Origin of the sequence: Coprococcus sp. OM04-5BH (assembly GCF_003482105.1) — a bacterium.
Lineage (GTDB): Bacteria > Bacillota > Clostridia > Lachnospirales > Lachnospiraceae > Coprococcus.
Genome location: NZ_QULM01000001.1, coordinates 976,071 through 990,802, shown reverse-complemented (window position 1 = coordinate 990,802; position 14,732 = coordinate 976,071). Strand labels below are relative to the sequence as shown.

The 14,732-nt window shown below is 42.9% G+C and carries 8 protein-coding genes and 1 pseudogene; all 9 read right to left on the bottom strand.

What is annotated here, in order from left to right; genetic code table 11:
- Window position 1 precedes the first annotated feature (1 nt).
- Window positions 2–1,501 (bottom strand): sugar ABC transporter ATP-binding protein, encoded by a 1,500-nt coding sequence (locus tag DXB54_RS04305; RefSeq protein WP_118694333.1) that lies wholly within the window; start codon window positions 1,499–1,501, stop codon window positions 2–4.
- A 169-nt stretch (window positions 1,502–1,670) separates the two neighbouring features.
- Window positions 1,671–2,687, bottom strand: a complete 1,017-nt coding sequence (locus tag DXB54_RS04300) for a sugar ABC transporter substrate-binding protein (RefSeq protein WP_118694332.1) — start codon at window positions 2,685–2,687, stop codon at window positions 1,671–1,673.
- Between the two features lie 430 nt (window positions 2,688–3,117).
- Window positions 3,118–5,115: a LacI family DNA-binding transcriptional regulator gene (locus DXB54_RS04295; protein ID WP_118694331.1), complete on the bottom strand. Its 1,998-nt coding sequence runs from the start codon at window positions 5,113–5,115 to the stop codon at window positions 3,118–3,120.
- Window positions 5,116–5,467: 352 nt separating this feature from the next.
- Window positions 5,468–5,603: pseudogene (locus DXB54_RS12295) on the bottom strand (linear amide C-N hydrolase); the annotation flags it as partial.
- Window positions 5,604–5,755: 152 nt separating this feature from the next.
- Window positions 5,756–6,340 (bottom strand): hypothetical protein, encoded by a 585-nt coding sequence (locus DXB54_RS04285; RefSeq protein ID WP_243104737.1) that lies wholly within the window; start codon window positions 6,338–6,340, stop codon window positions 5,756–5,758.
- Window positions 6,341–7,139: 799 nt separating this feature from the next.
- Window positions 7,140–9,980, bottom strand: coding sequence for a ubiquitin-like protein (locus tag DXB54_RS11945; RefSeq protein WP_199708723.1), 2,841 nt, complete (start codon window positions 9,978–9,980; stop codon window positions 7,140–7,142).
- 14 nt (window positions 9,981–9,994) lie between these two features.
- Complete coding sequence (locus DXB54_RS04270) at window positions 9,995–10,690, bottom strand: TetR/AcrR family transcriptional regulator (RefSeq protein WP_243104736.1); 696 nt, start codon at window positions 10,688–10,690, stop codon at window positions 9,995–9,997.
- Between the two features lie 14 nt (window positions 10,691–10,704).
- Window positions 10,705–13,989, bottom strand: a complete 3,285-nt coding sequence (locus DXB54_RS04265; RefSeq protein ID WP_118694330.1) for an InlB B-repeat-containing protein — start codon at window positions 13,987–13,989, stop codon at window positions 10,705–10,707.
- A gap of 415 nt (window positions 13,990–14,404) precedes the next feature.
- Window positions 14,405–14,581 carry a hypothetical protein gene (locus DXB54_RS11850; RefSeq protein WP_158578177.1) on the bottom strand — a complete coding sequence of 59 codons (177 nt, stop codon included), beginning with the start codon at window positions 14,579–14,581 and terminating at the stop codon, window positions 14,405–14,407.
- Window positions 14,582–14,732: the final 151 nt, after the last annotated feature.

Sequence of the window (14,732 nt, the reverse complement as noted above, 5' to 3'; positions counted from 1 at the left end):
ATTATTTGATACCTCCTGCAGCGTATTTCATTATCTCTTCCTGTGAGAGCTCGTCCTTTGACAGCTTCTTCACGAGTTTTCCGGCTCTGACCACACATACGTTGTCGCACATGTTGATGATCTCAGGAAGCTCACTGGATACCATGATTATCGCTATGCCTTCCTTTGCCAGTTCATTGATTACTGTGTATATCTCAAATTTTGCATTTACATCAACGCCTCTGGTCGGCTCATCCAGAATGAGCACATCCGGCTTGGTTGCAAGCCATTTGCCCAGAACTACCTTCTGCTGATTTCCACCTGACAGGCTGCCCGCCTCGATCTCAGGTGACGCCGCCTTGATCCGCAACCGCTTTGAATAATGGTCTATGACCTCACCGCGCTTTTTCTCGCTTATGGCGATTCCATTCATATAGAATCTGAGGGATGAGAGTGTTAGGTTGAACGCCACGCTGTTGCCGAGCACCAGGCCCTGCTTCTTTCTGTCCTCAGGAACCAGGGCTACGCCTGACTTGATCGCCTGCATCGGATTCTTGAAGTGTACCAGCTTTCCGCCGAGTATCACCTCGCCTGATGTAGGCTGTGTGGCACCAAATACCGCCTCCATGATCTCGCTTCGTCCGGCACCGACCAGACCTGAGAATCCCAGGATCTCACCCTTGTGTACCGAAAAACTTATATCTTCAAAGACACCTGTCTGTGAAAGGTTCTTTACCTCCAGAGCAACCTCTGCCTTGTCCATGTCACAGTAATCCCTGGCATAGAAGCTCTCCAGATCTCTTCCTACCATCATCGCAACCAGCTCATTCGGGTTGGTCTCAGATGTCTTTTTTGTTCCTACGTATGCACCATCCCTGATGACGGTAACTCTGTCAGATATCCTGAAGAGCTCCTCCATTCTGTGGGAGATGTAGATTATACTTACCTGTTTCTTTCTGAGATTCTCAATGATCTCAAATAACTGCTCCACCTCTTCATTTGAGAGTGATGAGGTAGGCTCATCCATAACTATGATCTTACCGTTGAATGAGACCGCCTTGACGATCTCCACCATCTGCTGCTGTGCGATGGTCAGATTCTCTACTATCGTGTCTGCTTTTATATTCACACCGAGGGACGATATCATCTCCTCTGCTCTTCTGTTCATCTCTGCAAAGTCCAGCGTTCCAAGCTTTGTCCTTATCTCTCTGCCGAGAAACAAATTCTGTGCCACCGAAAGATATGGAACAAGTACGATTTCCTGATGTATTATTCCTATACCATTTTCTCTGGCAGCCGGAACTCCGTTGATCTTTACCTCCTTGCCATTTACCTTGATGATTCCGCTGTCGGGCTGGTAAATTCCGCCGAGGACCTTAATCAGTGTGGACTTTCCTGCACCATTCTCACCGAGCAGTGCATGTACCTCTCCCAGCTCAAGGGAAAAGTCGATGCCACTTAAAGCATATATTCCGGAGAAGCTTTTCTTTATCCCTATCATTTCCAGAACTGTCTGTCCCATATTAAACCTCCAAGTTTCTAAAATAGATCTTTTGTTATCCTGCTTTTTCGGGATCTCGGCCGGAGATCTAAGATCCCCGGTCTCTCCCGTGTTATATACACCTACGTTGTGTCATGTATGTCCAGCCGGGGGACAGCCCCGTGCTGTTACTGCCGGCTTCGATCCGGCCTTACTGCCAATCGTTAACTGTCTGCTCAGCCTCATCCTTGAGTACGAGGTGTGAGTCAAGATATACCTTCTTCTCGTCGATCGTTGTATCTCCGCCCACATACTTCTGTGCTGCGTTGAATGCGTACTCAGCAATCTGTACAGGAACCTGACATGCAACTGCTGTGAACTCGCCGTCGAGGAGTGCCTGCTTGCCATCTGGTGAAGCATCGATACTGTATACACCAATCTGACCTGTCTTGTTGGCTGCCTTAACTGCTGCTGCAGCGCCAAGTGCTGAAGGATCATTGATACAGAAGAATGCCTGAAGATCTGTGTTTGCTGTGATAATATCCTCTGCAAGGCTCATTGATGCATCAAGTGCTGCCTCGCCATCCTGCTGTGCTACGATATTGAACTTATCCTTGTTATCACCGAGTCCGTCAAGGAAACCATTTACACGGTCTACACAACTCTCATTTGATGGGAAGTCAAGGATCGCAATGTCTGCTCCGTCCGGATAATCCTTAGCCATCTGCTCACCGACAAGCTTTCCTGCCATGTAAGCATTTGTTCCAACGAACTGTGTTACGAAGTTCTCTATGTCATCCTCGATAACTGCTGTATCTACATTGAAGATTGGGATTCCTGCATCCTTGATCTCTGCAAGACCTGATGTGATACCTGCTGAATCAACCGGGATGATGAACACTGCGTCGTATCCACTATTTGCCACGTCTGATAACTGGCTGAGCTGTGTGTTCAGATCGTAGTCAGGATCAAGACATGTATATGATATTCCGTTCGCATCGCAGAGCTCCTTGAGCTTGGCATCAATTGAACTCTGGAATGTATTGTTGAGTGTGTTTGTACAAAATGCAAATGACAGGTCAGATGACTTTGTGCTCTCCTGCTTTGTACCTGAATCAGATGAACCGCTGCCCGAAGCGTTTCCTGATCCTGATCCACAACCTGCCAGTAAACTGAGTGACATGCACAGGCATGCTCCAACTGCTAATAACTTTTTAAATTTTCTCATAATTTTTACCTCCACTATCATGTATTTTCTTTGCTAACTCGTTGTCGAAAAACTGTTTTTAACCGGTTTATTTACGTAATTTTTAAACTGTTTTTCGCCCCTTGCATATTTTGATGATATAACCTTTGTCAGTTATTGTCAATATCAAGTGTTTTATTTATTGTTTATTCGTCACTTTGCACAAATGAAGCTCGATTGCATTATAGGATTCGCAGGTCTTTTATAGTTTTTTACGTAAATATTTTGTCAGATGTCATACTTATGAGATTTGTAGTGTATGATTGGCACCCGTTACTTGTCACCTTGTCTCTTGTGTATAAACGCAAAAAATCCGCCAGAAAGATACAATTTTCTCTCTAACGGATTCTTTTTTAGATAAAAAGATACAGTTTCTAACTCTGTCCGGCACGGACTAACTAAAGATGTCATATCAACTCAATCTGTCCGGCATGGACTCATGGAAGATTTCCTTCCATGCAAGCCTGAGCTGTTTTGGCTCAACCTGATACGGCTGAACTCCCACATACTTTGGAAGCTGTTCTTCACTTACCAGGGACTTGGCAACAACTGCCGCGGCTGCTCTTCCCTGCTCGTATGGTCTCTGCGTGCTGAGTCCCTTGACGATTCCTTCCTCCATGCACCTGGCAATTCCATGATCAAGGTCTGTGGTGAACACCGCCACATCCTCCCTGCCAAGCTCCTTGAGTGCCTTTATAACCAGAAGTGCCGGGCGATCCCAGCTCACATACATTGCCTCAATTTCAGGATTGGCAGTTATCACGTCCTGGGCTACCTGATATGCATTGGATATCTCTCCAAAACTCCTAATCGTAACTATGTCAATATCAGGATAACTGTCCTTGATTATCCTCTCAGCGGCGTTATCCCTGACTCTTGTTCCATAGAATGCCGCACCATGAATAATGAAACCTGCCTTTTTTTTCTTGTTCTCCTTGCAGTATTCCCCCAGCATTCTTCCCGTGTTCGTTCCATTCTCCGACTCATTTACTGATACACAGGACACATAGCTGTTCTTGGACATGCCATCCGGAACATTGCTTATGAACACCAGCTTTGACACTTTGGAAAGTTCCTGAAACTTCTCTCTGGTACGGCTGTCATCCGCCGGAATAGCTATAACTGCGTCCGGCTTCTGAAGTCTTATTCCATCAAGCTGCGCATTCTGCAGTTCCGAGTCAAAGTGCGCATCCATAACCGACACCACATCTATCCCGAACTGCTCAAGCTCCTCACAGATACCCTTCTCATGAAGCTCAGCCCATGACGTACCTGTGTAATGGAATGATATGGCAACTCTGAAATGTCCTGCCTTCAACCTCTGTTTTTCCTCCTTCGTCAGCACCACGGAATCAGGGGCAGCTGCCTTATCTCCAAATGGTCCATTATCCAGCATCTTGGTGGATTTCCTGACAACCAGTTCCACATCGGCATAGCAGTCATGGGATATGACCGCACCTGTGTTGATCTTCTCAAAAAGCATTCCAACTGCCTTGGTGCTTAACCCCTTCACATCTCTTCTGATTATGGTAAGCGGAGGATATGTAAGTTCTGACCAGCTCTCATCACCAAACCCAACCACAGATATCTCTCCCGGACAGTCGATTCCCATATCTCTCAGTGTCTTCATGAGGTAGAGCGTTATTCTATTGCCCCCCGCAAGAACTGCGGTCGGCCTGTATCTGCGGAGCGCCTTCTGGATGACGAGCATACAGTCATCCTCGCCATTTTCCAGTGTCACATCCACTATATTCGCATCGTTTGTATTTATATTGTATTTCTGCAGAGCACTCAGGAAACCTTTTGTTCTCTCATCCCTGGTGGTACTGTCCGTACTCTCTCTGAAAAACAAAACATTCTTGTGTCCACTCGCAAGCAGATAATCTGCGCCCTTAAATATAGCCTCCCTGTCTCGGAACTCAACTGAGTCTATCCCTGATCCAAGTATATTTCTCTCCACGCAGACAAATGGAACGCCTGACTGTATAAGCTTTGTGTAGTTGGTTGCCACATCGCTCACCGGCGCATGTATGATACCGGCAACCTTCTTGTTGACCAGAAGTCCGGCAAGCACCTGTGTCTCCTCCTTAAAATCATTGTCTGTTATCGCCACAAGGAACTGATATCCCTGTGCACTGACAAGTTGCTCCACATAAGCTACCATATCTCTGTATATCGTACTTTCAATGTTCGGAATGACTGCAACGATCGTAGACTCTCGGCCAACCAGCAGTTTTCTCTCCTTATCTGCTATCTTATTCTGATATCCCGTCTCTACAATAATCTTCTCTATCTTATCCACAAGCTCAGGTCTTACATACCTTGTCCTGTTGATAACATGGGAAACTGTAGCTATGGACACCCCTGCCTTATCCGCAATCTCTTTTATTGTAACCTTTGACTTGCCCATATCTCGTCCTTTCTCCTTTATCACAGATATAACTCTGGCTTCCGTACATTGCCACTGGCAACGCCCTTTTCCGATATTATAATCTACTTTTCTATGTTTGTGCAACCACTGCCATCATCCAGACTGTCGGCTCTGTTGGAGGGCTACTGGCTCTACGATGGCTACTGGCACCATGCAGTTGCCGGCTCCACCATTACATAAAACAGCACAAATTTTTCGCAAAATGCAGAAATGCAGATAAAAACGTTAAGTTATTTCCTGGGATTTCCCGGGTCCCGGGGGGCAGCAGATACTTAGTTCTGCCAGTTGATGTTCTCCCCCTGCAGCAATGGATATCTGGCAAGTTCTGTACCTTCCTGCCCATATATCTGAATTCAAACGGATAATTCCTCGGAGTCACGGTGATCTCATCGCCGTACGAGAATTCGTAATCCAGCGGGCTTCCAAAAATAGAAATCCTTTGTCTTATATATCGCCGCTGTACACATATTTTGTCTCCTTTCCCGCTGAGTTTCAGGCCACTTAAACTGACTTTGCACCATCAACTAAATTTACAACCAATGCTTACATTATAAAATATCAAAGTGATTATTAACAGACCGCCACCCATAAATTTATTATAAAATATCCCGGAAAATACTTAGGCAAGGCTCTGTACAGCGGTCACAATGACCACAACTATTTTGAAATTGCGCACATCGTCCATATTTATCTCACCATTATTTACAAAGTCAGCCGACATGACCTTCTTGCCCTTATCATCGTAAAGCACAAGTGTCTTGGTCATTTCCTTCTGCTCTTCAAGTACCTGTTCGGAAGCCATCTTCAGTAATGCTGCCACCTGATCTATGCTTTTCACTTCACAGAATGCAGTATGCGTGATGGAACCATCCGCTCTCGTTACTTCTTTCATATCCATTGGAATATGACTTTTCTTACAGGCTTTCTCCAAAAGCTCCGCTGTTCGCTCATCATTCACATCAATATGCGTGACATCTTTGTCCTCTCTGTTAAATCCCTTTAATGAGCCATGTATTTCCTTATAATTCGACATTACCTTATCGACAACCTTGCCGAGCAATGTCTCCTTCTGTTCCTCACTCATACCCGGATTCTGCTGTTCAGACCTCTTGCACGCATCCGCAATGGCAGTAATCAGATCTACGCTGACAGTCACAATCGCCTTTCCTGTCTGGAACGACTCCTGCGTCAATTCATCGACCATTGTTCTGTCCTCCCGATATTATTTTCTCTATGCTGCCTGTCCTGTGTGGGTGGTCTTACCCACGGAATACCATTTTGGCTATACATCAGGTGTCCTCCTTCATTTTTTATTTGAACTTCTGGACAATTTGTCCAAAAGCTGCTTTCTTGTTCTTTGTCCATGAAAGAACAAAAAAGAGCATTCATGCTTTTACACATAAATGCTCTGACGCTGTTTTATTATAAAATTATCTGGTATGTTTTCCCCTATAAACTGGAATTTGACTAATTATTGTGTTTTAATGATTCTATAAACAACCCCCAATTGCATATCCTCATCGGCTTTTGCAATCATCTGCCTGTACTGTTCTTTCACACTCTCCGGTACAAGAATCTGTAAAATAACTTCTCACTGCTCTCCGATTTTACTTTAAACATTCATATCACATTTCTCATTTTAAACGCATTTCCACTTATGATTTTGTCACGTTATCATTAACTATTTAACATTATATATAAATTTTCTGATCACTTCAATGTTGTATAAACAAATAATCTCTACAAGCTCCAATGCACACTTTACTGAACATAAAACCCACTTACATAAAATTGGAGCAGCAACCATTTGAAATTGCCTATGGCAATGGGTTGCTGCGGCGTAACGATGTCACAGACATCCTTACAAATCAGAGCAGCAACCATTAAAAATTGCCTACGGCAAGGGTTGCTGCAGCGTAACGATGTCGCTGACATCATTACAATAAGTAAAATAGCCGGGACACTTCTTCCCGGCTATCATTTAAACTATCCAATTATATGTGTCACTTTTTCTTCTTTCTGGCAACTATCGTCCCAACAGTTGCACCACCGCTGGCGAAAAACAGAACAATCCACAAAACCGGATTATTTGTATCGCCGGTCTGGGGAGATCCTGAGCCATCTTTTAACCTTGCCGTTATGATGTCCTCTTTTTTAATCTCCTTTGTACCCTCACTGTTACTGTAATACTTACCACAGCCATCACAGTACCAATATCCAATATTACCATCAGCTGTCTTGGTTGCTGCTTTTTCCGGGTAATACTTTAAATTGACATGATTTATTGGATCAGTCTCACCGTATTCCTCACCACATACCTCACACTTTGCTTTGTCTCTGCAGGTTGCCTTACCTCCGGTATGAGTGCCGATCACTCTACCGCAAATGTCACATATGTGGTCATTATCTTCATTTTTGTGTGATGTTTCATTTAATCTATCCGCACATCTGTTACACTCCAGCCAATGACTGTTTTCATCTGACTTATATCCAGCCTTTGGATCATGTCCCAACGCTGCAAGCTTCTCGCCACACTCAGAGCATGTTGCAGATCGTGTGCAAGTCGGTTTTGTCTTACTCCCCTTGTGATCACACAACTTCCATCGTGCAGTTAACGTCTTTACATTTGCCGGAACACTTTCACCCGGTGTATATAACTTTCCATCATCACCAAGCCACCTGAAATAATCACCTGCATTGCCGTCCGGCCTGGTGAGTCCTTCACCCATTGGAGCTGTAAATCTTTCACCGTTTTTCACAATAATCCCGATACTGCTTTCACCGCTTAATGCACCGCCATCTAAATTCAGCTTTACAGCTTTTAGTCCGTCATTGCCTAAGGTGTCGATGTCTGTAACCTCAAGCACTGGACGAAAACCGATATAAGAAACCGCCGCGTTGTCATAGCTCCACTCTCTGGCAGAATCTTTGCCACGATAAACATAGTTGGTTTCACTATCTCTCGCTACGTCCTGTCCCCAGGATGATATCCAGCTCCAGTTCTTTATATATCCTGTCGTATCATCTGTCCAGAACTGTTCTGCTTTGTCAAGAATTGCATCCCATTCATTATTCTGAGGTTCACCACGCCTATCAGACTCCCGACTGCTTGAAGCTTTTCCTACAGATGCAGTTCGCAAAACGAAATTCACGCCACCACTTTTATAGTTTCTGCCGAAAATCAAATCTGCCGTATTCAGTTCATCCCATGATACAGTATGAACCACATTGTAATCCGCAATAAAAATACTGTGCGGATACGACTGTGTGTTTGTATCGCTTTTATTTTCCATTGCATATGCTCCCACTGTGCCCACGTAAGTAAATGGCACATAATGTAACGTGCTATCCGGCACCTTATCGTTCACCACACCCGGAAGCTCTTGTGCGGAAAAATCAAAATAATATGTATCTCCCGGAGTAATTGCAAATTGTTCTTCAACCTTATCCCGTACTTTAATCGTAACATTCCGAAATGCACTGGCATAATCAGTCCTATAATCACCGTTATATTGCTCGGAAAACACCTTCAGGGTATATCTTCCAACTGCCAGACCGGATGGAATGGTAACTGTCGCTGTTCCACTTGCACTATTTTCTACAATGCGTCCATAATAAATAATTTCATTGCTACTGTTGACCAACATTACAGAAATATATTCATTCGTACCATTTTTTGCATTGAAATAATCAATATTTACCTTCCAATCTGAATATCCGTATTCATTTGTCAATGCTGTACCTGTACTTGCCTGGGCTGTAAAATTGTTTCTACTGTCATCCCAAAGAGTCAACTTCCACTCATTACCATTGTATGTAGGAATTGCCGCCAGGCCTCCATCCATACCCTGTACGGATTTTCCGTTTTCTGCGGCAGATGTGAAAAGAATAGTACTCAGATCTAAATTACAAGCAGGTCTTGCCAAACAGTCAGAATTTGGACTGTAAAGATCCACGTTGCCATCAAAGTCAACTACTCCCACAAGATCGGTGTCATCTGCCCCGAAAGATCGAAGCCACCACGCCCTCACATTCTGATCAGTATCCGTTGCGGCAATCCCCGGTGCATTATTATAATTTCCTACATAATCTGCCAGTTCTTTAGCAGACAGAAAGAATAGTTTGTCGCTTTCTGCCAGACTACCCTCCCTCCACGAATGTGAATATAAATCCGTTTCATTACTGTCGCTTTTTGAAACTCCAAGTATAGCATTTTGCTCTGAATATGAGAAATTGTTCACATCCGTTGCAAAGCTATGGCACCAGCTTTGTGCATTGCTCCCTTGATATGTACTGCCATTGTTCTGATCATTATTAAACTTTACCCCGTCACCCATAAGGTATTCCGACAGTAGGAACATTCCTCTTGTGTTTCCGTCATTTGTACTTTCATCATCCAGCACACGCCATTTGATTGGATTATTACTGTTTTCACTATTTATACCGAAATATATGTAGCTTCCGGGTGTCCTATAATTCCCCCCCGCCGTCTGCTTTTTTATTGGGTTTTCAATACCATTTGTACCAAACTGAACCGCCTTATCTGACCGCACCTGCAGATACAATGTACTTTCTTTCTGGATATTGTAATCCGCCAGTGTTCTTCCATCGACAAGCTCTTTTCCATTGAAGATCAATTTTTGCCTGTCAGGAGGTAATCCGATTTTATCCTGAATTTTCTGTTTCACATTATCAATACTGTCACCCGGCTCAACTTCAAGGGGTAAATTTCCCTGGCCAACAACAGTCAGATCAATGTAGATTGCCATTGCATTTGCCCTTATGGGCACAAAGCAGATCACCATACATAAAATAAACAAGATAGCGAACAGGCGTTTTTTCATATTGTCACCTCCGTTTAGCTGTCTTTTGACAACTTAAAATCAAATGTCATTTCCAACATTGCAAATAATTTATACATAACATCTGTAGCTATTGCCTTAATATCCAGCGACTGAATAAAGGCAAGCACCTTTTCCTGTTCTGTCTCGGGCACCTGATATACCCTCATTTCCGCCACAAGAAATCGTCTGAGTTTGCGTTCCAACGGAAAATGAATATCACATTTTCGCGCCATATAGCCACGCATCAGCCCCGCTGTACCAATTTCCATCTCGTAAAAATCACTATCATCATAATCTGGAAAATTTTTGCCAAAAATTTGTTTCAGCTCATACGTTGTATGAAGATAAATATATTCCGATGTCTCCGGCAAAGAGTAAGCCTCGATGTATATATCCCGAAGATGTTCATTCAGTTCCGTTAATGTAATTTGGATCGCGGTTTCCACTGCATATGCGTAAACCGGCGGCAGATTCCTGTCTGCAATACTTCTTGCCACACTGAACTGTCCACTGAACATTGCTTCAACTAATTCCAGTAAAATCTTCTCCTTAGTAGGAAACAGATTTAAATAGCTTCCCCTGGCAACGCCCGCCTCTTCAACAATCTGACTGACAGAAGTATTCTTATACCCCTGTTCTAAAAAAAGACGAACACACACAGTCAGTATCTTTCTCTTTGTTTCGCTGCTATCTCTTCGCAAGTAAATCACCTCTTATAAATATCTTAATGTAAAAATTTTTCTTTTTTTCTGGCAATCACAGTACAAATAAATGCACTGCCGCTGATAAACATAAGGACGATCCATAAAACAGGATCATTTTCATCTCCGGTCTGCGGAGATTGGGAATCACCCGGCAGCTTCGCCGTTATAATATCATTCTTTTTGATCTCCCTTGTGCCATTTTTATCGCTGTAATACTTACCACATCCCCCACAATACCAATATTCAATATTACCCTGGGAAGTCTTTGTCGCTGTATTCGCAGGGAAGTGCTTTAAGTCGACATGATTTTTCGGATCAAGCTCTCCGTAAGCTTTTCCACACACATCGCAGATTGCTCTGTCCTTGCAGGTTGCTTTGCCACCAGTATGATCGGAAATCACCTTTCCGCAATAATCACATACATGATCTTTGTCGTCGTCTGTGCATTCATTCAAAACCATATCACATTTATCACATTTATGGTTTTTATCTTCATCAATACAGTTCTCAGTTTGTATACCTGCGGTACACCCTTCAATGACACATTTTCGGGTATGTGTTCCATCGCCGTTCGATGTCCATCCGCTGAAAGTATGCCCATTGTTGACCGTCACGGTCATCTCAGAGGTATTACCTGCCTTATCGGTAACAGCAATCCTCTGTTCACCTTTTGACTGGGAAAGAACAAACCGGTTGTTTTCATCAAGACTGACTGCCTTTCCATTCACGGTAACGGCAGACATATATTTTTCGGTAATCATAACAGTTTGTGCCTCACAATAGGTCTTGCCGTTCTCGATTCCGGAAATCATAGGATTAGTTCCGTCCAACACAATTCCCTCAGAACACATGTAGGATACATTTCCCGACATGTCAGTCAGCCGTACATATACAATATACTCGTTATCAGGTTCAATAGCAAATGGTGCAGTGTATGCAGTAAAAATCAAGTCGTCTAATTCGTTTTCGGTCAGTGTATCATTTGATATAAGATACTCAACTTTAACCGTTTCCATACTGTTGTCGCTTCCATCAATCATCACTGTCTGCGTTTCCTTGAAGAACAGATTAAAAGTTATATTTGAAGCAAATGTACTCCAGACTTTCCCGCCAATTTTAATTTCGCCCCTTGGCTTTTCGACATCTTTCCACAATGCTTTTATCGTTACATTCTCTGCAGGCATGGTTGTCGGGATTGTCTTATCCCACCCCATAAAATCATAACCTGTTCTTGTCGGTTCATCAGGGGCGGTGATTACTGTTCCGTAATCCTGTATTATAGGAGCAATCTCACTACCGCCGCCGGTATCAAAGGCAATCGTGTACTGATTTACCTTCCACTTTGCAGTGATGGTCATATCCTCCGCAGGCATAGTTGTCGGAAATGTTTTGTCCCATCCTATAAAAGTATAACCTGTTCTGGTGGGATTCTGAGGTGGGATATCTGATCCATAGTTTCGGGTTATAATAATATCCTCTTCGCCATTTTCAAGCTTGATTGTTATTTCATACGCCATAACCATCCAACCGGCGTACAAAGTCATATCATCGATCACCCAGTCTCCATCTCTCCATCTCTCTGTACAGGCAGCATCTTTATACCAACCAGTGAACAAATATCCTTCTCTGACAGGGTCATGCAGCTCACAGACAGGTCCATTTTTCCTCTCTTGACTGGTTACAGGTCCAGTCAATGTTCCTCCGTTCCCATCGAACGTGACTTTACACCAATCTATACGCCAATGTGCATACAAAGTGCAATTCTCCGTCTTGTCATACCATCTTGTGCTTTTGCCATTTTCATCAATATAACACTTACCCCCTCCTCTTTCATCAAACCAGCCTTCAAAAACGTAACCTATCCAGATCGGCACAGGCACATCATCAAACTCCTCACCATAAGCAATCATGATCGTGGAGACATTAGAAGTACCATCGTCATAATCCAAAGTAATTGTGTACTGAATAGTTTCCCACTGTGCTGTCAGCGTAATACTCGTTACAGTATCATCAACCACAAGCTCCGCGTAGGTGGTATCTCCAGATATGATCCTGCCCTCGTAAGTCCACCCCTTAAAATCAGCTCCTTTTTTTTCAGGATTGGAAATACCCTCCAGTACTCTGTCATCCCAACAAACAGTTTTATCGGCAACTGTCGTATTATTTGCCGTATCAAATTTTACAGTATAGGTCTTTGCCTTCCAATCGGAAGTCAGCGATATATTTTGAGTGACATTCTGAGAAAAATCATATTGTATTCCGTCCTTAAGCCACCCCAGGAAGGTGTACCCCTTCCTAACCGGTTCTTCAGGTACTGCTGCAGGTGCCTTTGCACGTATCTGCGAGGGCACACCTGAATCAAAGGTAACAGTATATATTCCGGTTGTGCTGCCATTAAATGTTCCTCCCGTAACAGTATAGGTATTTTCGACTGTTCCATTGAATATACCGTTCGTGATAATTCCGGCATTTGTAACAGGATAATTGTATGTACCTCCAGAAATTGTTCCCAGCCCCGTATTTAAAACATTACAATAGAAAACAGTTGAATCTTCCCCAGTATTTTGAATTATAGCGTAATTCGTGCACGATTGTCCTGTCTGAACCACGCCACCATCTGCATTAAATGTACCTGCATTGCTAATGGCACTGCCATCACCACCATAGGTAGACTTGCTTCCGGAAATTGTTGCATTTCCACTCATTGTGAATATTCCATAGTTTACCACTCCGGCGGAACACGGGAGGTACAAAGGAGTACTTCCACTACAGCCAGTGATAATTCCGCCTGTCATTTCAAATTCAGCATTTTCCGAAACATAAACACCCCCCGCAGAGCTCAATTCATTCGAAGAATCAACACAATTGGTTAACCATCCAGAATTCATAACAAGCTTTCCACCGCTTGCAACCAAAATGCCCCCTGCCTTTTGATCGACAACTTTACCATTTTTAATATTTCCAGTAATAGGACCGGCACCGCCTCCTATGGGACCAGCTAAATCCGCGCCGCTGTTTTTTATGGTCAGCATACCATTAACCACAATTACGGTGCCATTATTTTGGGCGTCTATCGTCTTTCCATTTAAATCCAGTATGACGTTTTTGCCAACCGGAATCGTTAAAGAGCTTCCTCCCCAGGAAATATCACTTGAAAGGGTTACTGAAAGATTATCATTACTGTCAATAAGGTCTTGCAATCCACTCCAACTATCAACTGTCTGAGTTTCTGCATACACTATAGTCGGCATAAAACAGATCACTATACAAAGGGTGAGCAGAACACTGAGTATTCTTTTTTTCATCTTGTTTCCTCCTTTCCTCTTGAACGTCAGTCCACTAAACTTTGCCTTCAGCAATGGACTAACGCTACATGTCAAGTTTTCATATAAAACTCAACACATTCCGCCGTCGGTAATCAGCGGCTTATAATGATATTTTATTTACAGTATGGCAAACAGTTTATACATAACCCCTGCTGTTTCACTGCGATTGCTTGCCATACTATAAATATATTAGTATGCATACTAATAATATCATAATAAAATTTCAAGTACAAGCAACAATGCATATTTTACTGAACATTAACCCACACACAATAAAATAGCCGGAATACTTTTGCCCGACTATCATTAGAATTTCCTATTAATATTCAGTTAGTTCACGCCGATTTTTCCATACAATACCTTCACTATCTTCTTCTTTTAATATCACTAAATTTTAATCTTTACCTGTGTTAATTATTCTGCACACAACCCCACCATCAACTACAAATACAGCCTTTCCCTTTTGCCTTATGTCTTCCATGTAGAAGATTGAGCTGGGTAGATGCCACCCAGCTCTTTTTATGTTTGAATCGTCAACCTTCAATTCGATTATGTTTTCATCTCCAAACACATTTTTTCACCCAATGCAATGTTATATTAAATGAAAAAATCATTTGATATCATAACAAAAATTATATTATTCTCTTCTTATATGTGCATATAATCCCAACTATAATAATAGTTATGTAATAAAGAATAGTACGAGCATTTTTAATTTTATC